Raw genomic sequence first — 20,903 nt, 5'->3', positions numbered from 1 at the left:
GCGCTACGCCATCCACACCGCACCGCTTGCCGCTAGGCAAAGGCAGCGGAGACGGGCCTGCACACATCCGCGGCGGGCGCGAGCAGCGCCTGGGCAGCCGCTCGGTTGCCGGTCACGCATCGTCGTAGGTAGGTAGCTGGCCACCCGGCCCGCGGCATTGGCGCCAACCTGCCCGGATCGGTGAAAATAATGCGTCATCGCGCCTTGGGGCCGCCCGGCGCGCACACTCGCCGCACCCTGCCGCGGCCTCCTCCACGCGTGCCTGGCACGCGACCGATGCCCAACGTCTTTTCCGGATCTGCCTTGAACACCAACGCTCCGCCCCTGCCCGCCAACGACGACCTGCCCCTGACCGACCGCCTGCGCGCGGCGCTGGATCTGCTGGAGGCCATCGAGGCCGACCGCAGTGTGCTCGACACCTTGCCCGAGGCCGATCGCGTGCGCCTGCATCAGGTGGTCGCCAAGGTCTATCACCCCGAGCCCAAGGCGCGACGGCAGCTGCTCAAGCAGCGCGAACGCGAGCGGCATCAGGAAAAGGTGCGCAAGGCCGAAGCGCTGCTGGAACAACGCGGCATCCGCGCACTGCGGCGCAAACCGGTGTTCAGCACGCCGAACTACTTTCCGCCGCATGCCGCCGGCCTGCACGACGCACACAACGGCGAGAACGCCGCCGAGGCACCGGAGCAGCTGCACTCGCCGGAGCTGCGGCACTGCTATGTGTGCAAGCAGAAGTTCACCCAGCTGCATCACTTCTACGACCAGATGTGCCCGGCCTGCGCCGAGCTCAATTTCTTCAAGCGCACCGAAACCGCCGACCTGCGCGGGCGCGTGGCGCTGCTCACCGGTGGGCGGGTGAAGATCGGTTATCAGGCCGGATTGAAGCTGCTGCGTGCCGGCGCGGAATTGATCGTCACCACGCGTTTTCCGCGCGATTCGGCCGCGCGTTATGCGGAAGAACCGGATTTCGCGCAGTGGGGCCACCGCCTGCAGGTCTTTGGCCTGGATCTGCGCCACACGCCCAGCGTGGAAGCCTTCTGCAGCCAATTGCTGGCCACCCGCGAGCGGCTGGATTTCATCATCAACAATGCCTGCCAGACGGTGCGCCGCCCACCGCAGTTCTATGCGCACATGATGGCCAATGAAACCGCCGCCCTGCATGACCTGCCGGAGACGGTGCAACAACTCGTTGGCCATTACGAAGGCCTGCGCACGCCCGAATTGCTGCGCGACGCATCGGCCACCGCGCTGCCGGCCGTGCATGGGCGCGGCCTCGACGATGCAGACGGCCTCACCCGCGCTGCAGAGCTGTCGCAGATCGCGCTGCTGGACGACGAGCTGGTGGGTCAGGAACACCTGTTCCCCGAAGGCCGGCTGGACCAGGACCTGCAGCAGGTGGACCTGCGCGGGCGCAACTCCTGGCGCCTGCTGATGGCCGAAGTGCCCTCGGTGGAGCTGCTGGAAACGCAACTGGTCAACGCCATCGCGCCGTTCATCATCAACGCGCGCCTGAAGCCCCTGATGCTGCGCACGCCCGAACGCGACAAGCACATCGTCAACGTCTCGGCGATGGAAGGCCAGTTCTACCGCAACTTCAAGACCACGCGCCACCCGCATACCAACATGGCCAAGGCCGCGTTGAACATGATGACGCGCACCTCGGCGGCCGATTATCAGAACGACGGCATCCACATGAACAGCGTCGACACCGGCTGGGTCACCGACGAAGATCCGGCCGACATTGCCGCGCTCAAGGTCCAGCAGGAACGCTTCCATCCGCCGCTGGACATCGTCGACGGCGCCGCCCGCATCGTCGACCCGATCATCCACGGCTTCAATACCGGCGAGCACGTGTGGGGCCAGTTCCTGAAGGATTACGCGCCGACGGATTGGTGATGGATCAGGCCGCACCGGCGCACCGCATCGCGATGCGATGCCGGCTCCGCACACACGCACCGGCCAGTGCGTGCGCAGCCTCACGTGGCGTTGCATTGATTCGCGGAAGCACGCGTCGGTTCGCGCTCGGCCCCGTGCCGGTTCGGCATGCATGTTGAACTGTCCTCCCTCGCATCGCCGGCCCTAACGTACAAGACGCATGAGGTCAGGGTGGAGGCCTGCAACGCGTCGCCGAGCCCCGGGCGCGTTTGAAGTTGCATCAACGAGGCAACGCATGAGTGGGCCACTCCATCCAACCCAAGACAGTCCGGCTTGACGGCACCTCTTAGCGTTGCATCAGACAACCCACACCCGCCCGATCGACCACCCGCGGCACAGGAGCTCCTGCATGTCAGCATCGTACGGCGCACTCGCCTTTATCGGCTTCGGCGAAGCCGCATGCGCATTCCACGAGGGTTGGGCACTCGATGGCCAGCGCCGGATCACGGCCTACGACATCAAGAGCGACCACCCCGAGACGCAACCTGCCATGCATGCGCGCTACCTCGACCATGCCGTGGTGGGCTGCGAAAGCGCCGCAGCCGCAGTGGAACAGGCAGATATCGTCTTCAGCCTGGTCACTGCCGACTGTGCACAAGCGGCAGCACACGCAGCAGCGCCCGCCCTGCGCAAGGCAGCGCTCTGGCTGGACTGCAACTCGTGTGCACCCGGCACCAAACAGGCGGCAGCGGCCGTGATCGAAGCGGCCGGCGGCCGCTATGTCGACGTTGCGGTCATGGCCCCGGTGCTGCCGCAACGGCACCACGTACCGCTGCTGGTGAGCGGCCCGCATGCGCCTGCCGCACTGACCATGCTGCAGGCGCTGGGCATGCGGCCCGAGATCGCTGGCGACCTCGTGGGCCAGGCGTCGTCCATCAAGATGCTGCGCTCGGTGATGGTCAAGGGCATCGAGGCGCTGTGCGCCGAATGCTTCATCGCCGCCCGGCGTGCAGGTGTCGAAGACCAGGTCATCGCATCGCTCAATGCGTCTTCACCACAACGCGAGTGGGGCGAGCAGGCCAGCTACAACCTGGAGCGCATGATGGTGCACGGCGTCCGCCGCGCGGCAGAGATGCATGAGGTTGCCGCCACCGTGGCCGCCCTGGGCCTGCCTGCCGAGATGGCATCGGCGACTGCCGCGTGGCAGCAGCGGATCGGCAACACCGCGCTCGATGCCGGTCGTGAGGTACTGAGTGAGCGGTTGGATCGAGTCTCCGCGGCGCTAGGCCAGCGGTGACGCAGTGGGGGGCGCATCATCGCAGCTGACCGCTTGCCCTCGCACATCCCCCTGCACCCGCCAGGCTCAGCGGCGTCGAGGCGGCGCGTCCTTGTTGGCCTGCGCACGTGCAAGCACATTGGCCGCTGCGATGACGTCATTGAGTTCCTGACGAAACCCATCCACGTGCGCGGGCGGCACCATCCCCTCGAAGCTGCCGCGGTCGAACACCGGCCTGGCTTCCATGAAGAACCCGTCGCGGCCTTGCACCACGAACTGGAAGCACGCCTGCCACCGCGGGTCGGGATGGGCAGACAACTCGACGGTGATCTTGCTGCCGGCGCGCCCCGTGTCGCCGGGCGCGACAGTCACGGTTCGCGCTGTGATCTGGTTACCACTATTCATGCGCGCAATGATCGGAAATGGCGAGTCGAGACCCTGTGAGCCGGCGGGTTCGTTCCGGAATCGAGGGATAGAAATTTTCTATTGGATTGGCGCCCACCTTCACACCAACATCACGCTGTCGGACACGAGGCCATGGGCCGCTCATCTCGTGGGATGCGGAGCACATCCAGAGCCGGCATTCCAACAGCAGATGTTTGTGTGCGAGGGGAAGCATGCAGCTGATCAGAACGCATCAACGTGCCATCCATGCGGCACTTGTCACTGGCTACGTCACGCTGCTGAGTGGCGCCTGCTGGGTTTTCACGCACCTGCACTAGGTCGGCGCGTCTCGGCACATTGTCACGCTGCGATGCCGTCCGGCGTCCGCCGCCCGGGCAGCTGATTCCAGACGCCGTCGGCTGGTTGCCCTATCCGGCGATAGGGCGCCTGCGCCAGCGCACGCCTGCAAGGCTTCCCGTGCCCTGGGGGGCATGAAACGGTCACTCATCCGTCAACGCACGCGGCTCGCGTTGCCGCGCTGCGCGCGCAGCAGACGGTTCGCGGCGCAATCGCACAGCGCCAGCAGCGACGATCCACCCTGGTCAATCAATGTCCCGGCCAACGCACCCGCTTGGTGGAGGGCGGCCCGTTGCCCCTGCTCCAGCTGCTCCGGCGTCGCCGTGCGGCCAAGCGAGCTCAATTGTTGCAACCACGTGCACAACGGTCGTGTTCCCTTGCCACACCATTGATCAGATCGGCGCTAGCGTCGCACCACTCCTCAGAAGACGCGCAGATGACCGACAACGGCAAACCCAATCCCATCATCGACACCCTCGCAAACATCATCGGCACCCTTCGCGCCGATGACGACATGCACCAGGTAGCACTGGCGCACGATGCGCTGGAACCCAAGGCCATCGAAAAATTGACGCCACAGGAAGCACGGCAGCAGCCCACCATTGCCGATGCGGTCAACAAGGTATTGCAGGACCAGGGCAAGACCACCGACCCGGAAGTCCTGGTGCCCGGCGTCAAACGCACGGCTCACACGCTGGAGACGCCAGCAGGCAATCTCCCGGCACTGATCTATACCCCCAACGGCGGCACGCAACTGCCGGTGATCGTCTATTTCCACGGTGGTGGCTGGGTGATCGCCAATGCCGAGGTCTACGACGGCGGCGCGCGTGGGCTGGCCAAGGAAACCGGCGCCATCGTGGTTTCGGTCGATTACCGCCAGGCGCCAGAGCACAAGTTTCCCGCTGCCTGGGACGACGCACTCGCCACCTACGAATGGGTGCTGGCCAATGCGGCCAGCATCGGCGGTAATCCCCAGCGCGTGGCCCTTGCGGGCGAAAGCGCCGGTGGCAACCTCGCCATCGCCACGGCGGTAGCCGCACGCGACAAGGGGCTGCAGGCACCGACGCATATCCTGGCGGTGTACCCGGTCGGCCAGACCGGCAGCCTGCACACCGAGTCCTACATCGAAAACGCCATCGCCAAGCCCTTGAACAAGGCCATGATCGAGTGGTTCGTGGAGCACCTGATCCGTAGCGATGCGGACAAGGCAGATACGCGCCTGGACCTGGTCAACGCCAACCTGCGCGGCCTGGCACCGGTGACGCTCATCAACGCCACCATCGACCCGCTGCGCAGCGACGGCGCCAAGCTGGAGGACGCCCTCAAGGAGGCCAATGTACCGGTCGAGCGCGAGGTCTACACCGGCGTGACGCACGAGTTCTTCGGTTGTGCGGCAGTCGTTGCCAAGGCAAAGGCCGCGCAGGAGTATGCGGGCAAGCGGCTGCGTGAGTCGTTTCGCTAGACAAGCCACCGCGCTTGGCACAGCGGTGGTGCCCCGCAATAGCGGGGACAGATAACGTACAACGCACGAGGGCCGCCCGGGCATATCGGGTGGCCCTCGGCTTTCTCTCTTTTCTACGTTATTAAAACTATTACTGTCGGGACAGGCGATTGGCTCGGAACTGCCTAACACGCGTCGCGCTGTGCCCAGCCTGGGACTGAAAAGGCTACTGCAGCAGCCACCCGCCACAGTCATTGCATGTACGATCCATCCAGGGGAAGAGTCGAGGTCAGACAAGGAGTTCGCCATGCCCGGGTCCCACTCCAAACGTGCTGTCGCCTACGCACAGGTCAGGCGCGCACTACAATCCGGCCGGTATCCGCCCGGTCAACGCATCGACCCGGGAACACTGGCGAAAGAGTTCAAGGTCAGCCCCACGCCGGTGCGCTTTGCGCTGTATTGCCTGGTTGGCGAAGGCCTGCTCATCGATCACGCACGCTATGGCTTGCAGGTACCGCTGCTCACCGAAGTCGCGCTGCGGGATCTCTATGACTGGATGGATCGCCTGTTGCAGATGGCCTGCGAAATCGGCGTTGCATCGATGCCGCATGCCCCCGGCGAGCAGGAGCCCACCACAGCCCCTGCAGATGTGATTAAGGAGACCTGGAAGCTCTTCGACGCCATTGCCCACGCCACTGCGCATTGGTCGCTGCATCAAGCCGTCAGGCAGACCAATGACCGATTGGCCCCGGTGCGACGTGCCAAACATGGCCTGCTCGACGCCCTCGAGGGAGAACTGGCAGAACTCACGTTGCACTGGCAGCGGCACGACCTTGCGGCGCTGCAAACGGCGATGCATGCCTATCACGTGCGCCGCATCCAGGCCGTGCCGCGCATCGTGGCCGCCATGCATGAGCGCAGCCGTCAGGCTTGACGGTTTGGCGGCTGACTGTCGCCAGCGCATGGCCTCGCAAGATCTGCATGCTGCGCTGGGGCACTGCCGGCAACGTGCACCTGATGCGGCATAAGCGGCGCGATGCGACGCTACCGGCAAAGTTTCCACGGCCATCTTCGATGGCGGTCACACAGTGAATTTAATTATTGCGGTGTTACGACTTAATCATTTGAAAATCAACAATCCCGTTTCCTAACCTGTTGGTGTCATGGATCCCATGACACAACCAGGAGACAGCGATGAACATCAATGACACCACCCACACCGATGCATCCAGCGAGATCACGGTGCTTGGCGTTGCCAGCACCGACACCAAGGGCGGCCCGCTCGCTGGCGAAGAAATCGGCGGCTTCAATGTGCCGGGCATTTCCGAAGAGTGAACCCGAGGCGTGCCTGAGCGCACGCCTCTCCCACCAGGAGTAGAGACCATGGATACCAGCAACAACGACGCGCATACCACGACGTCTGGCCAGGATCTCATCGTGCTTGGCATCGCAAGCCTGGACACACAGGGCGGGCCACTCGCAGGCGAAGAAATGGGCGGCATCACCGCGCTGGGCATCAGCCAGGACTAGGCACGGCCAACGCGCGGCAGTCGCCACTCGGCCGTACATGCCGGTGAGCAACTTCCCAGGCCACGGGGCGCACTGCAACGGTGCGCCCCTTCTTTCTCAAGGACAGCGCCATGCAACGCTACACATTGCGCGACGACCTAGCGTTCTGCCGCATTGGCGAGCGCCTGGTGTTCCTGGATGTCGGTAACGACCGCTACTTCCGTCTGCCCGAGGCACTGGAGCACTCCCTGCTCACCTACCTGGCGCAAGACCCAGTGTCGGACCTGGAGATCAACGACCTTGTCGAACGGGGCCTGCTGGTTGAGCGGTCGCGAGCAACCGCCGACCCACAAACTTCCGTCATGCCTGTTGCGCGTAGCGCGATGGAAATGCCCATACCAGCACGACGACCACAGCTGCTTGAAAAACTCGAGGTGCTGGCACTTGTGCTGTCCACACGCCTGGCATTGAAGCGCAACCCGCTTGGCAGGGTACTTGGCAGCCTCTCCGCTGGAGCACAGCGTCGGGGGACGCAGCAACGCTCGGCCGCCGGAGTCGAGCAACGGCTCACTGATGCGGCGTCCGCCTTCCGGCACGCACGCCTGTGGGTGCCGGTCGAGATGCGCTGCCTGCTCGATTCAGTCGCATTGGCAAGATTCCTGCGTAGGCGCCAGCTCGACGCCCAGCTTGTCTTCGGCGTTGCACTCGATCCGTTTTCGGCCCATTGCTGGGTACAGACAGGCGATCTGGTCCTGAACGACACGGTCGGCAACGTCCACGCGCATACCCCCATCCGGGTGGTGTGATGTACCGCTACATCGCCTTGTTCAACCATGCGCAGGCGCACCGCGATGGCGACCGCGCCGGCGTCGAGGCGTCGTTGCGGCAGCTCGGGTTACAGCTACGGCAACGCGCTGGGCACATCGACCTGTATGCCTCAGACGACACGCCCGTGCTCGACTTGCCTGGTGGTGGCGCACTGATCGGCCATGTCTTTTCGCAGCGCGACAACGCCCCCTTGCTGGACGGCGCATCGCTGCATGCGTTTTCCGCAGCACAACGGACACGGCACCTGATCGAGACGCACTGGGGCGAGTACCTGCTGTTGCATGCACCGCGCGCGGACCCGAGCGCCATCACCGTCATGCGCGAGCCTTCCGGCGGCGTGGCATGCGTTTACGCGCTACAGCATGGCTTTATCACTTCAGACATTTCGATCGCCACGCATGCCGGTGTGTACTCGCGTGAGATCGACTGGGACGCCATCGCCCATCATCTGCACTACCCGCACCTCAAGACCGAGCGCACCGGGCTTGTTGGCGTACGCGAATTGCTGCCGGGCAGCCAGCTGTGTCTGCAGTCCAACCACAGCAGTGTCGAGCAAGTCTGGAACCCCTGGGATTTCGTCGCAGCATCCCGGCGCCGGCACGACCCACTCGACGCACAGGCACAGCTGCGTCAGGCGGTGGCCTCCAGCGTCACGTGTTGGGCGCGGACCGATGCGTCCGTACTGCTGGAACTCTCTGGCGGCCTGGACTCCTCCATCCTGGCTGCATGCCTGAAAGACACCACCGCGCGCGTGGCGTGCTGCAATCTGGTCACGCCGGTGCCTGGCGCCGACGAACGGCACTATGCCCGGCAGATGAGCGATCTGTTGGGCACCGAGCTGATCGTGCGCACCCTGGGGTTCGACGCTGCACCAGTCGATTTCGCACCGCCGGCACATGCGGTCGCGCCCAGCACCTGGTTTCTGCAGCATGCCTCCAATGCGCTGAAAGAAGCGATCGGCACGCAGCTGGCCATCACCAGTTTCTTTTCCGGCGGCGGTGGCGACACCGTGTTCTGCAACACCAGAACCGCCGCGCCCGCTGCAGACGCCTTCCGTGCAGGCGGCCTGCGCGCCGGCTTCAGCGCAATCCATGCGCTTGCAGAACTGCACCAATGCACGCTCTGGAAGGCAGGCAGGCTGACGATCAAGAAACTCCTCGCCAAGGCCGGACCGCCACGCAAGCCGGAGAGATCGTTCCTGCCAAGCACACAGGCTGCTGTTCCATTGCAATCGCATCCCTGGTTCGATGCCCCACCCGACAGCCTGCCCGGCGACCGCGAACGTATCGTCGATCTGGCCGGCACCCAGGTGTTCCGCGATGGGCTGGCACGCAGTGCGTCGTGGCACCTGCGCATGCCGCTGCTGTCGCAACCGGTGGTGGAGGCCTGCCTGACAGTGCCGAGCTGGATGTGGATCGCTGGTGGCCGCAATCGCGCCGTCGCACGCGACGCGTTTGCGGATGTGCTGCCTGCGCAGATCCTGCATCGCCGCAGCAAAGGCACCTTCATGAATTACTCCGGCGCGGTCTATCGTCGGGGCAGGCAGCAGATCCGCGATTATCTGCTGCAGGGTCGGCTTGCAGGCCAGGGGCTGCTGGACGCCGATGCCCTGCGCCACCATTTCGACCACACAGTGGCCGACGGCGACCACAGCGTCATGCGCATCTTTGACCTGTGTGCGGTCGAGAACTGGGTCCGTCATCAGCGCTGAGGTTGCCTGCACTGTGTAGGTGCGTGCCGCCCGCATGCCAACGTGCCACGCGTCAGCTGCACCACACACGCTAGTCGCCACGCGCCGGCAATGCCGCCTTGATTGCACGCCAGCGCGCATACTGCGCGGCCTTTTCCGGCGCAGCGTCCTGGTAGTCCTGCAACCAGAAGCGGAACCAATCGACGTTGCGCGCATATACGGCCAACTTGTGCTGCGGCTGGAACTTCTGGTGCGGCTCGTTCGCAAACACGTACAGCTCGGCGCGCTGCGCACGCAGCAGGGGAATCAGGTAATCCAGCGCGTACAGATACTCCTGCTCGGAATGCTGGAACAGGATGGGCGCGCGAATCCGCTCCAGCTTGAACGCCGGCGACAACACTTTCCATCGCTCGGGTGTCTGCTCCGGTGCACCCAGGCCCCACATGTCGCGCAGCCCCTTGAGGAAGGGCTCGCCCTTCATGCTGCCGAACAGGTAGTACGATGGCGACACCACCGGGTTGGCCACCGAAGCGGCGGCCAGCAGGTTCGACTCAGTGGCCGTCCACAGGGTCACCGCACCGCCGAAGCTCAGCCCGCCCATGCCCACCCGCGTGCGATCGATGCCGGCCTGTGACGACAACAACGCCACCGCGCTTTCCACCGCCGCCAGCCCTTCGCCGTGCCGTTCCACCGCATCCATGGTGTAGCCGGGCAGCTGATTGATGCACAGCGCTGCGATGCCGACCTGCGCCAACGCGGCCAGCGGCCACTCATCGCCCACGCCACCGCGCACGAAGCCAGGGCAGCTGTAGTAGGTGACGAACAACGGCAGCTTGCCCGCGCCGGTACCGTGTGCCGCGAAGAACTGCCCGCTGTAGCGCCGCCCACGTGCATCGCTCCACTGCAAAAGCCGTGCAGGCGTCGCACGCGCCATGTCCGCTGCAAGCTCCGCATTTGGATCGAACAGCACCTGCCGCGTGCCATCGTCCAGGCCGATACGTTCCAGACGCGGCGGGCGATCGGCTTCGGCTGTCACGCAGACCAGTGCCGTAGCCGATGCGCCGCAGGGTGCGGATGGATCGCGCCCGCCATTGACCAACCCGCCGCCCTGCACCACCAGTTGCACCTGCCCGCTGGCGGGGTCCCAGCGGTGGATGGATTGCGCCAGCCCCAAGGCAGGATCGGTGATGGTGAAGAGCACCTCCGTGCTCCCGGGGCGCCACTGCATGCCACTGATCGCCTTGCCCACGCAGGCTGCCGCCACGCACTGCACTGCCTTGCGTGGGCCAGCACCCGGTACTACCGACAGCGCCACGTCCGGCCGGGACAGCTGCCCAGTGCCGTCGCCCACGCGCGACAACACCGCTACCGCGCCGCCCTGTGGCGCGCGCGCAGATTTCCACGCATCGCCGACCAGGTCGCGCAGCGTGCTGACGTCTGCTTCCGCCTCGGGTCGCTGCGCATCGGCGAGCACCTGTGTAGTGCCAGTCGTCAAATCCAGCGCGATCCACCGTGCCGGCACTCCCGCCGATAGCCCGGCACGGTCGAACCACACCGAGCCGAAACGCTGCGTGGCCAAGCGCCCGTCGACATTGCCCGAACGGAACAGGCCTTGCCCGAGCGGCACCGTCTCGTCGATCCGGATGCCCTGCGCATACTCGTCCTGCTCGGCCGACAGCACCTGCTCGCGCGTTGCACCGATGCGGTAACGCAGAACGCGCCCGTCCGCATCCAGCGCGAACTCCTGCACATCCGCTGCATCGTGCGTCACCGGCTCCGCCCCGGAACCGTCCGCCGCCGCGCGCCAGACCGCAATCACGCCATCGATCAACGCGCGGTAGTACAGCCAGCGGCCATCCGGCGACCACAGCACCTTTGCAGGCAAGGACCCGCCAGCCGAGTCGCGCAACGGCACGCCGCCATCGGCGACGCGTCTGGGCGCAGCATCCTGCAGGCCCTGCACATACCAGACGCTGTCGTAGGTATTGCGCTGCACCGATGCCTGCTCCGTGCGGAAGGCCACACTGCGGCCATCCGGCGACAGCGTGGGGCTGCCGATATCCACCACCTCCAGCAATCGCTGGGGCGATACCGTTTGCGCGTGGCACACGCACGCACCTGCCGCCATCAGCACGCCAGCAAGCAGCAGGCGCCATGGTTTGTGATTCCTCACGTACACACTCCTCTCAGCAACGCTCAAGGGCAATGCCTGTACACCGGCGGCAGTAGGCAGCCGACGCATCACCAGTGCTTGGACACCGACACGCTCACAAAGCGACCAATCGCCGAATAGTTGGTGGAGTCGTACGGCGCCACGTACAGCGGCGAGGTCACCCGATACAGCGGCGGATCGCGATCGAAGGCGTTGTCCACCGACACCCCGAATTCCAGCCCGGCCCATGCATCGCGGCGTGCGCCCGTTGCGTAGCGCAATGCCATATCGAAGGTGGTGAACGATGCAGACTCCACCCCATCGGCGCGGTTGCGCACCCCGCCGCGGTAGTTGCCGAACAGCGAGGCAGTGAGCCCGCCCTGCTTCCATACCGCACCCACGCGGCTGCTCAGCCTGGGCGGATTGAACAGCGTGCCGGACAGATCGAACTCCGGTTGCGCGGGCAACGTCTGCTGCGTGCTGTCCAGCCAGCTCGCCGCCCCGCGCAAGGTCAGCGTGCCGCGCGCCAACGCCACCTGGTAGCTACCGCTCAGGTCCAGACCCTCGATGTCCTGCTGCGCCACGTTGGCGTACTGCGTGTAGATGATTGCCGCCACCCGGCTCGGGTCGTAGGCGACGCCGGCAAAATTGGAGAACCGGCTGGCGAGCGCGATCACATCGGCCTGCGCCTGCGGCGTCGGCGTGCGGTCCACGAAGGGTGCGTAGATCGGATTGCGCAACGCCTGGCTGGCATTGGCGATCGGCTGCAACACGCGGTTGCTGTAGTCCACCCCGAACCAGGTCAGCTCCGCCTCCAGGCCATCCAGCGCCTCGGGGTGCCAGGCCAGCGAGACCGAGCGGGTGATGGCGCGCTCCGGCTGCAGATCCTGGTTGCCGCCATCGGCCACCAGCACCGTCGTCCCGGCGGGAAAGCCCACCCCGCCGAACGCGCCCGGCTGGAACAGCCACGCCTCCTGCGCGTAGTTGCGCTCGAACAGCGTGGGCGCCTTGAACGACTTGCCCCACGAGGCCTTGAGCGTCACATCGCTGCCAGGCGCATACAGCACACCGAACTTGGGCGTCGTCACCCCGCCGAAGCTGCTGTAGTCCTCCCCGCGCACCGCCGCTGTCAGCGTCAGTCGCTGCACACCGGGCACGCCCTGCGCCGGGCCCACCACCGGCAGGTTCAGCTCCGCATAGGCAAAGCGCGCGCTTTCGCTGCCGTCGATCGTCTCCACGCCACTGACGTGGTTGACGTTACGGAACGTGTTGCTGCGATACCCCACCCCGGTGGCCAGGCGCGCATCGCCTGCCGGCAGCGCGAACAGCGGCCCTTCGGCGCCCAGCTCGTAACTGCGGCTGTCGTTGCAATAGCACAGGTCGGTCACGCTCACCGCACCGCTAGCCAGCGCCGTCTCCTGGCGGTATTGATCGTGCTTGCTGTTGCCGTCGGTGGCGCCCAATGTCAGCGTCCAGTCGTTGGGCAACCACACCACAAGGCTCGGTGACAGCAGCAGGCTGGTGGTGGTCGGAGTGACCCGGCTGTTGCGGCCACTGACAGCGTAAAAGTGCAGTTGGTCGCGTTCAGTGCGTAACGCATCCAGGCGCAATTCGGCGTTGTCGCCCAGCGCCTGGTAGGCACTCAGCAGCCCGCTGCGCAGGTCGCTGCCCGGATACAGCGTGGACGGGTCGGTGAGTTGAGTGGTGTAACTACGCTGACGGCTGTAGATGGGGTCTGCCGAGACGTCCTGGTAGGTCGCGATCACTCCACCACTGCGCCAGGTGGTGCCGGCCGTAACGCTGTATTGCCGCGAGGTGAGCCCGCCTTGCGTGGCCCGCCCGAAGCGCGTGCCAACGCTCACCCCGTCGTAGTCGCGCTTGAGGATCACATTACCGACGCCACCCACCGCGTCCGACCCATAGATTGCCGACGCACCGTCGGCCACGATCTCCAGCCGCTCCACTGCCTCCACCGGGATCGCGCTGAGGTCCACCGCCTGGGTGAATCCACCATAGGCCAGCCGGCGCCCATTGAGCAGGGTGAGCGTGGCATCGGCGCCCAGCCCGCGCAGGTTGAGGCTCGCGCCGCCGGTCATGTTCTGGTTCGCATTGCCGGCCCCGGCCAGATTGCCGCTCAGCACGCCCGGGTTCTGCCCACCGGAGAAGTTCTGCGGCACGCTGCGGATCACCTCGCCCAGATCGCTGAAATCCTCTTCCTGGATACGCGCCGCGCTGATCGAAATCACCGGCGACGGAACTGCACCGCCCTTGATGCGCGTGCCGGTGACTTCGATGGACTCCAACTCGGTCGCGGCGGTTTGCGCCGGCGCGGTCGCCGCAATCGCAGCCTCCGGCGAGCCGGGCCTGGGCGGCTCGCCTGCGTTCGGTGCCACGGCTCCCGGCGTTTTCTGCGCCGCTGCCGGAGCTTGCGTCGCCCCCTGCGCTGTCGCTGCCCGTGCCCCCACCGCACCTGCCGCCCCGCTCGCCACGGCTAGCAGGGCGATGGAAATGGCGTTGCGTAACGTGCGTGTCTTCATGCTGCGTCCTTTGGCTTGCCTGGGTTGGCCCGCCGACGGCGCACTCCGGGTCGACCCGGCGCGCATCGCCAGCTGAGCAAGATCGGTCCTGCACCCGACTGCTGAAAACGCGGGCACCGCAGCGCGGCGGGCAGCGACCAGTATCACTAACTGTTTGATTTTCGAGCAATCATTGCGCACGCAAAATGGCTCGGCACCCATCCGGGCCCGACACGTCATCGCTGTGTATGCAATTGCCCTTTCCCCACTACCTCCTACGCGTCCACTACGCCTGCATCGCCATCACCAGAGCATGCCGGCCGTGGCTACGTGCACAGGCGCATCACCGAGCTGCGCATCCGCTTCCACCGCTGGGGTCTGCACGCGTTGCACAGCAGTGCGTTCCTGCGCCGCAAGGTTGTGCAGCGACAGCAGCGAGACAACCGCCACTGCCAGTCTGCTGCGTGCATGATCAAAACCGACACCACTCCCCGATACTGCCCGTCGTGCTTGCATGTGCATCCTTCGCGTCCTGGGCGCGGCACCATCGCCATTGCGTCCCCCGACAACAAGTGATGTTGCGCAAGCGCAATGCCCTACCAGCAACGTGTGCAATATGCAGGCAGCGCTGCAACAGAGCGCACATTCAACGGCTTCTGCAACACGCAGTGCGGTTTACTGAGTGCCGAGCGCTGAGTGCGCGCTACTGCACCAGCAGGTGATGCACCGCGTAGCCGATCGCGGCAACCAGCATCGCTGCCAGCAACAGCCAGGGCCAGCGACGACGCCGGGCAGAGGCCGGCGTCAGCAGTTCCAGATCGCGTGCAGTGGCGGCCTGCAACTCGGGGTCATCCAGCACTGCCGACGCGTGTTCGTCCACGTCGAGCAACTGCTGGTAGGCCGCACGGTGGCGCGGATCGGCAGCCAGCCACGCCTCGCGCGCAGCGCGCTCGGCAGCAGTCTCGCTGCCGCGTCGAACGAGATAGGCGGCCGCCTGCGCGTGGATGCGCCCGGACTCTGCACGCATGGCTGGTGACTCCCGACGGGCCGTCTGCTGCGGCCTCGCGCACGATGCTACCAGCATCTTCCGGCGGCGCCAGCCAGCCGCCTTGCAGCCCGGTTACTGCGGCAATTCCCCCACCGCCGCGCGGCACGCCAGCAGCGCACGGCTGATGTGCTTCTCCACCATCTTGGTGGAGATCCCCATCTTCGCGGCGATCTGCGGATAGGTGAGCCCGTCGAACCGGCTGAGCTTGAACGCAAGCCGGCACTTTGGCGGCAGCTCGAGCAAGGTGCGCTTGAGCAGCACATCGAGTGTCTGGCGTGCATCGGCGATCTCGTCCACGCCGGCCTCGTCGGCGCTGATCGGTGCAACCTGGTCCAGCGACACGTGCTGCGCCGCCAGCCGCCGCTGACGCGAGCGCCGCTGCTCGATCACCAGGTTGTGCGCGATGCGGTACATCAGCAGCCGGCGGTCGCCGATGTTGGGCGCATCGCGGTACACCATCATCCGCGAGAAGGTCTCCTGTGCCAGGTCTGCAGCGGTCTCGGCATCGCGCGTACGGCGGCGCAGGTACACCAACAGCTCAGCATGCAGTGCGGCCAATGCCTGGTCGAACTCGGCGCGGAGACGGTCCCTCTCGGCGAGCGACGGCTGCCCGCGCGCCATGGGCGGCCCGTCACGCGAGCTCATCGTGATCGCCGCGCCTTCGGCCAAGTGCCGCTGCCCACCAACTTCCCCACGCATCTTGCGACACGACGCACCAGCGCAACGCGCGCGCGAGGGTCATGCAAGTGGATCTGAACATGAGCAGTGCAGCCGAAAGATGGAGAGTGGGTGGTGGGCGCCGCACCCCGAACCGCAGCCCCACCTCTTCCTCTATGACGGCAAGCGATGCTAACCCCCTACGTTGTGGGTGTTAGTCAGCCTCGGTCGAGATCACCACGCACTCCACACCTGGTCGCTGCAAGCGCAGTCCTGCCCGCGGCATCGCACGGTTACAACGCTTTTTCCCGCGCACTCCAAGCAAACAGCAAAGCGGCGCGCTGCAGCAGTTGCAGACAACGAATACGCCGCTTGCTGCGACGCGTGCACCAGGCCAATGCATACCCGAGAGCAAATGAGCCGCACATTGCCGTCAGCAGGCACATACATACGGCAGATGCAAAGCGAAACGGGCAGACTATCGTCTGCAGTGCTGATGATGGAATCAGGGCAAGCTGCCATCCGGATTCAGACACCGCGTAGACCGAGGCAGCCAATTTACGCCACACGCATAAAAGCAAAGGGAACCCAACGTAATGGACTACCTCATACCTACCGCCTGGATGTTCGCAGGGCTGGCCGGCACCCTCTTCATCGCGCCAATTGCTGCACAGTCAACCATCGGCAAGCCTGGGCCAACCGCATTGACGGCAGCTCCCCATACATCTGCCGTTGCGCAGCATGTGGAAGCCAGGCCGCTTGAGCCAGGTGAATACATTACAGACGCGGGGTGGGGCCGGTTGCTGCTGACCAACGACAATGGCGCGCTTCGATTCTCCTTGGAAAGCACGACCGGCCAATCGATGTGTTCACTGCAGGGCACCGTCCAAAGCACGCAAGGCAGCGCAGAGAATGAAGCTGGCGCTACAGGCTGCAAGGTTCAGTTCTCACCAGTCGCCGGAGGCATCGACGTCACGACGCCTACCCCGATGGAATGCAAAACCTTGTGCGGTTATAACGGCGGTTTTGAGGCGCATTACCTTCGTGCCACGACAGGCTGCGACCGCAACGCCATTGCCCGCACGCGCGCGATGTTTCAGCAGCACTACGATCGCAAGGACTATCAAGCAGCACTCCCTACACTGTCTCCCATCCTGACGCGGTGCGGGCAGACACTGGAATGGGACGAGAAGGGAGATATGCGCAACGACCTGGCAATCACCCAGTACAAGACTTCCCAGTACACGCAATGCCTGGAAACGCTGCACGACTACGCTGAAGATGCAGCGTCACCAGACGATGCGGTGACGGACAACTGGCCGCCGGCCCTTGCCGATCGCTATCTGGCAATCGTTCGCGCAGCTAGAACCAATATTGGGTTATGCAAAAAAGGGCTTGCCAGGCAAAAGAAGGGCTAGTCGTGACCGACAGGCTGGGATACGAAAGACATCGGGTAGCACGCGACAATCTCCAACCGCCCGCTAGGCCCCCGTGGGCCGGCTAACGTGCAGGTGCAGGGGCTTGTGGTGCAGCTTGCGACTGCGCTTGGTCATAGGCGTGGACAGCATTCTGCTGGTCGGCCGTGTAGAGGCTCTGGCGCATATCGGGTGCCGGAGTTGTTGCGTCCACCTGCGCACGAAATCCCGGCGTCTTTCCAGCCACGAAGATGTGATCGTCACGTAACACGGCGCCGGCAAGTTGGTCGACCCGTTCCATGCCGGCCTGCTTTGCGGCAATCATGACCTCGGCAACCTTGGTATCGGAAACGGATGCCGGCAGCTGCCCACGCAACGTCTGGAAATACGCACGATCCGGATGCGTGTCTGGGAACTTGTCACGCGCCTGGTCCTGCAAACGCGATACATCCTTGTTGATACGGTCAACGTCGCTCCTGGTCACAAGGTCCCGTTCTGGATCTCCCTGGGGGCGCGCCAGGCGTGGATCGTCGGGAAACAGCTGCCTCAGCCGCGGATCGTTCAAACCGGTCGCCAGATCGCCCTGGCGCAGCGCAGCGTAGGCCTGTCGCGCCAGCTCATCCTGCCCGGAGGTCTGATCGCCAAGCCGGCGACCGGCTTCGTTGTTCCATAGATCCATGCGATGTTCGTAGGGATCATTTGGATGGGCTGGCCCAATCTCGGCATCATCCCCGAACCTGCGTGCGATCCATTGCTGACCTAACGCAAGCTGGGTGACACGGCCGCTGGTATACGCATGCCGAAAGGCATCGAGCTCGTCGTTGTGCCCCTGCGATTGGAAGGTGCCATCGGGACGCTTTGCCAAGGTGATGCCGCTCAGATGTTCGTAGTGCCGATAGGCTTCCTGCTCAATCTCACGCTTGGCACCCTTTGGATCGGTGATATCGACCATGGCCTAGCCTCCCTGCGCTGCCTTCTGAAACTCGATAGGCCCTTGATAGCCCGGATACTTCTTCTTGATCAGGATGCGATCGGATGGCGTGACACAGCTGTCCTCCAGGGAATTGCTCACATGTGCCTCATCCACGAAGAACTCTTCATAGGGCAACGGCAGCACGGATGTCTCTCCGTCGCGATCGAACTTCAGCAACAGGCTGTCATCGCGCTCGAAGCACAGCGTCTTCCAAGGGAAATCGGTCAGCTTGCCGGCTTCGACCACCGCCGAGTCCTTGCCGGCCAGCAGCGTCACAACATGCTCGGAAAACTGTTCCTTTGAAATCGGTGGCTCATTCATGGCGCATCCTGCAAAGGTGGCAACAACCACTGCGGCCGATGCCGAAAAGTAATGAGGGAAGATAGCGAATGGCATACAGCGCGGCCCCTTCCAGCGGTAAAGCGATGTTTTACCAGAAGCACAAAGCACACGCATCCTTGCAGGAATAGCGACGCCCCTTCTAGCGAATTCCGGCTCACGCCGGCCAAGGAATTCCTGGAGATTTCGATCAGACAATTACATTTGATTTTGAGGAGTCGCCCATCTGATTACAGCTCTGTGAAGGTGGATCAACGACACAAGAGACAAGTCAGTCGCACTCAGTGACAGCAATACCGACGACATGGAATATCTCAGCGCGCTATTGATGGTCCTGTCTGGGTAACGGCTTGCTGCGACTGCTCCAGCGCCTGCTGCTGTTCACGCGCCTGGGCCTGAGTCTGGTTAATTGCCTGCAGGCGATCGAACGACTGGGTCTCTGGTGCCTGCACGGCGTCCACCGTCGGCATGTGTGTGCGCTGGTGTGCCGGGTCGTTGAGGGCGCCCTGGACGACAAAGACCTTCTCGCCGCCGGCCAGCTGACCTGTGGGGTTGTTGAGCACTACATGATCCACCCGCGACAAGCCCTCCTCTTTGGCCAGCGCAAGCAGGCTGGCGGTCATACGCTGGCTTGCCCCGTCCCACTCTTTGCCGTGCTGGGCGTCGAGCTGCATCACACCACTTTTGATCTGCTGATACAGCGTGTGGTCCGCATGGCCTGGCTGTGAGGGCAACGACGGGGTCTTCGGTGGTGTCAAGGGTGATTCAGGGCCAAGTCCACCCTGCTTCACATCAGAAAAAGCGATATCACTAACGGCTCCGGGCTCCGGCCGCCCTTGTTTAAGCTTCCAGGGGACAATGTGTTTGTCGTAGTAATCGCCATAATATTGCTCGTATGTCTTACTTGGCCCAACCGAAGGTTGTTCCGTCTTGAATATCTGGGCGATCTGATTCAACGCCGCATTGCGAGTGATGCGGCCTGCCATTTGTTGATCGGCAATTGCTTCGTACTGCTGCGGCCTATTTCCGCTACCAGCGATACCAATATCTGGCCCTTGATTATTCAAAATCTCACGCCGAACCAGTGCGTTACTGAGCGTTGCTGCAGCTTCGCCGCGGAGCATGTTACTCACATAAGCTTGTTTGGACGAATAATCAGGAGGCTCGGCGAACCGATGATGACCAATCTCATGCGAGAGCGATGCGGCGATTCGCCCGCCCTTGCCGATCGCATTCTGGTCAATCACGATCTCCTTGTCGGGCACTATGTAAGTGCCCCCGCCTGCATTACCCCACACAACGCCTATGCCATCACGCTTGAGCTGAGATAAGCCTGCTTGTAGCGTAGGTGACTGAGCAAGAAACGGAGTAAGTGCGGGGTCTTTCAGCGGCAAGGTGGGCGGTGCGCCGGCAGATGATGCACCCACCTGCTTAGGTTGCGGAATTTTTGATTCTTCATTGCCTTCCATCGCATTTCCTTTGCTTGAGCAACTAAGCCTTTAGTCACATTTTATTGATCGAGATATAACTTAGGTGCGCCTGGTCTTCAGTCAGACCAAACGTAACTTTTGTACGGTCAACCGTCATCACCCAATATGCTCTCGAATCGGGTGCATCCGGACGTGGTGGATAGGGCATAGCATCTGCCCAGGGGGCATGCACAAAGGTTGGACCAGGTGGAGAAAAATCGATCAACAACTTTCCACGCGATGGATCATCTGTTGCATTACTGAATTCAACGCGCTGCAATTTCTCACCTGCCAGTACACCACTCTCGCTGACACGCAACTCTCTTTCCTCGTCTAACTGGGGTGGTCCGAGTTGAGTGTGAAGTTGAGCACTGATGGCAGCGCTATCTTGGAAGTCAGTTGCGATCAAACGATCTACATCTTGCTTGAGGCGTTCCGTCACGTCTTTGCTCCTGGTTTCAACGGAGGGCTTTGCAGCCGCTACGGCTGATTGATTGCGTGGAGTGCTGGGGGCACATCCCGCATGAAAGGTGCATAGTGCCAGCAGTGCAATTGGTAACAACGTTACCTGAGGGAAGGCATTACGTCCTTGGCTAACTTGCCGGCCATGGGATTTCCCAAGGTGGAGGGCCATCTCTCTGATCCTGCGCTAAGAGTGTCGCTGAAATTTAACACGTCAATGACCTCAAATCAGGCGGCGGCAGCAATTACTCCACGTAGTTCTGCGTTCGCAAGATCGGCTAGCGGCGGACGGATCCAGCTGAATGCGGCGGGCGGCGCTCACCGACGCGCCCTAAGCTGCTTTGCAGGCACCTCCACCGGCGGCAACACCTCCATCAACAGCTGCCCTTCGCTCGCGGTGATGCGCAGCTTGGTGCCGATGGCAAAGCCCAGTTGTTCCAGCCATAGGCCGCTGAGGCGGACGTGGGGCACGTGCTGGTCGCCGGCATGGTCGTGGGCGCCGGGGTAATGGGTGT

20 protein-coding genes are annotated in these 20,903 nt (G+C 63.8%); 9 read left to right on the top strand and 11 right to left on the bottom strand.

All coding sequences use genetic code 11. The annotated features are described in order from the left end of the window. Window positions 1-303: 303 nt before the first annotated feature. Together OZ10_RS15175 and OZ10_RS15170 are read left to right on the top strand one after the other, a co-directional pair. Complete coding sequence (locus tag OZ10_RS15175; RefSeq protein WP_039565716.1) at window positions 304-1,893, top strand: SDR family NAD(P)-dependent oxidoreductase; 1,590 nt, start codon at window positions 304-306, stop codon at window positions 1,891-1,893. Window positions 1,894-2,281: 388 nt separating this feature from the next. Beyond that, window positions 2,282-3,169 (top strand): DUF1932 domain-containing protein, encoded by an 888-nt coding sequence (locus tag OZ10_RS15170; protein WP_039411183.1) that lies wholly within the window; start codon window positions 2,282-2,284, stop codon window positions 3,167-3,169. A 66-nt stretch (window positions 3,170-3,235) separates the two neighbouring features. Here OZ10_RS15170 and OZ10_RS15165 read toward each other — a convergent pair whose 3' ends face one another. After that, window positions 3,236-3,553 carry a hypothetical protein gene (locus OZ10_RS15165; protein ID WP_039411184.1) on the bottom strand — a complete coding sequence of 106 codons (318 nt, stop codon included), beginning with the start codon at window positions 3,551-3,553 and terminating at the stop codon, window positions 3,236-3,238. Between the two features lie 490 nt (window positions 3,554-4,043). Beyond that, window positions 4,044-4,253, bottom strand: a complete 210-nt coding sequence (locus OZ10_RS15160) for a hypothetical protein (RefSeq protein WP_139051337.1) — start codon at window positions 4,251-4,253, stop codon at window positions 4,044-4,046. Window positions 4,254-4,325: 72 nt separating this feature from the next. On the opposite strand from OZ10_RS15160, the gene OZ10_RS15155 reads away from it, so the two are divergent. The 6 genes from OZ10_RS15155 to OZ10_RS15140 all read left to right on the top strand — a co-directional run bounded on the left by OZ10_RS15155 (window position 4,326) and on the right by OZ10_RS15140 (window position 9,378). Further along, window positions 4,326-5,351: an alpha/beta hydrolase gene (locus OZ10_RS15155; RefSeq protein ID WP_039411189.1), complete on the top strand. Its 1,026-nt coding sequence runs from the start codon at window positions 4,326-4,328 to the stop codon at window positions 5,349-5,351. A gap of 181 nt (window positions 5,352-5,532) precedes the next feature. After that, window positions 5,533-6,264, top strand: a complete 732-nt coding sequence (locus tag OZ10_RS15150) for a GntR family transcriptional regulator (protein ID WP_324251025.1) — start codon at window positions 5,533-5,535, stop codon at window positions 6,262-6,264. 260 nt (window positions 6,265-6,524) lie between these two features. Next, window positions 6,525-6,665 (top strand): lasso peptide xanthomonin 1, encoded by a 141-nt coding sequence (locus OZ10_RS22265; protein ID WP_139051336.1) that lies wholly within the window; start codon window positions 6,525-6,527, stop codon window positions 6,663-6,665. 48 nt (window positions 6,666-6,713) lie between these two features. Continuing rightward, window positions 6,714-6,860, top strand: a complete 147-nt coding sequence (locus OZ10_RS22260) for a benenodin family lasso peptide (RefSeq protein WP_139051335.1) — start codon at window positions 6,714-6,716, stop codon at window positions 6,858-6,860. A 110-nt stretch (window positions 6,861-6,970) separates the two neighbouring features. Beyond that, the gene (locus tag OZ10_RS15145) at window positions 6,971-7,645 is read left to right on the top strand and encodes a lasso peptide biosynthesis B2 protein (RefSeq protein ID WP_039565741.1); all 675 of its coding nucleotides are present in this window, start codon (window positions 6,971-6,973) and stop codon (window positions 7,643-7,645) included. Beyond that, window positions 7,645-9,378, top strand: a complete 1,734-nt coding sequence (locus tag OZ10_RS15140; RefSeq protein WP_039565714.1) for a lasso peptide isopeptide bond-forming cyclase — start codon at window positions 7,645-7,647, stop codon at window positions 9,376-9,378. Before OZ10_RS15145 ends, OZ10_RS15140 begins: the two co-directional genes overlap by 1 nt. A 70-nt stretch (window positions 9,379-9,448) precedes the next feature. Here OZ10_RS15140 and OZ10_RS15135 read toward each other — a convergent pair whose 3' ends face one another. From OZ10_RS15135 to OZ10_RS15120, 4 genes are all read right to left on the bottom strand, one after another. Further along, window positions 9,449-11,530, bottom strand: a complete 2,082-nt coding sequence (locus tag OZ10_RS15135) for an Atxe2 family lasso peptide isopeptidase (protein WP_236726984.1) — start codon at window positions 11,528-11,530, stop codon at window positions 9,449-9,451. A gap of 68 nt (window positions 11,531-11,598) precedes the next feature. Beyond that, the gene (locus OZ10_RS15130; RefSeq protein ID WP_039565710.1) at window positions 11,599-14,046 is read right to left on the bottom strand and encodes a TonB-dependent receptor plug domain-containing protein; all 2,448 of its coding nucleotides are present in this window, start codon (window positions 14,044-14,046) and stop codon (window positions 11,599-11,601) included. A gap of 682 nt (window positions 14,047-14,728) precedes the next feature. Then, on the bottom strand, window positions 14,729-15,052 hold the full coding sequence (locus tag OZ10_RS15125; RefSeq protein WP_039531103.1) for a DUF4880 domain-containing protein: 324 nt from the start codon (window positions 15,050-15,052) through the stop codon (window positions 14,729-14,731). A 93-nt stretch (window positions 15,053-15,145) separates the two neighbouring features. Continuing rightward, window positions 15,146-15,718: an RNA polymerase sigma factor gene (locus tag OZ10_RS15120; RefSeq protein WP_226426886.1), complete on the bottom strand. Its 573-nt coding sequence runs from the start codon at window positions 15,716-15,718 to the stop codon at window positions 15,146-15,148. Window positions 15,719-16,326: 608 nt separating this feature from the next. Between OZ10_RS15120 and OZ10_RS15115 the strand changes: the two genes are divergently transcribed. Beyond that, window positions 16,327-17,148, top strand: a complete 822-nt coding sequence (locus tag OZ10_RS15115) for a hypothetical protein (protein ID WP_236726983.1) — start codon at window positions 16,327-16,329, stop codon at window positions 17,146-17,148. 82 nt (window positions 17,149-17,230) lie between these two features. On the opposite strand, the gene OZ10_RS20415 is transcribed toward OZ10_RS15115, so the two are convergent. The 5 genes from OZ10_RS20415 to OZ10_RS15095 form a co-directional block, all read right to left on the bottom strand. Further along, window positions 17,231-18,097 carry a DUF6973 domain-containing protein gene (locus OZ10_RS20415; RefSeq protein WP_052210046.1) on the bottom strand — a complete coding sequence of 289 codons (867 nt, stop codon included), beginning with the start codon at window positions 18,095-18,097 and terminating at the stop codon, window positions 17,231-17,233. A 3-nt stretch (window positions 18,098-18,100) separates the two neighbouring features. Then, window positions 18,101-18,439 carry a hypothetical protein gene (locus OZ10_RS15105; protein WP_081419572.1) on the bottom strand — a complete coding sequence of 113 codons (339 nt, stop codon included), beginning with the start codon at window positions 18,437-18,439 and terminating at the stop codon, window positions 18,101-18,103. Between the two features lie 332 nt (window positions 18,440-18,771). After that, window positions 18,772-19,926 (bottom strand): XVIPCD domain-containing protein, encoded by a 1,155-nt coding sequence (locus OZ10_RS15100; RefSeq protein ID WP_236726982.1) that lies wholly within the window; start codon window positions 19,924-19,926, stop codon window positions 18,772-18,774. 34 nt (window positions 19,927-19,960) lie between these two features. Continuing rightward, window positions 19,961-20,368: a hypothetical protein gene (locus OZ10_RS21495; RefSeq protein WP_065032169.1), complete on the bottom strand. Its 408-nt coding sequence runs from the start codon at window positions 20,366-20,368 to the stop codon at window positions 19,961-19,963. Between the two features lie 338 nt (window positions 20,369-20,706). Continuing rightward, window positions 20,707-20,903 (bottom strand): SymE family type I addiction module toxin (locus OZ10_RS15095; RefSeq protein ID WP_039565708.1); only part of this gene is annotated, 197 nt, incomplete at its 5' end.

This window comes from Xanthomonas cannabis pv. cannabis, assembly GCF_000802365.1.
Taxonomy (GTDB): Bacteria; Pseudomonadota; Gammaproteobacteria; order Xanthomonadales; family Xanthomonadaceae; genus Xanthomonas; species Xanthomonas cannabis.
Note: the sequence above shows the minus strand (reverse complement) of the source record. Positions and strands in the feature narration are given on the sequence as shown.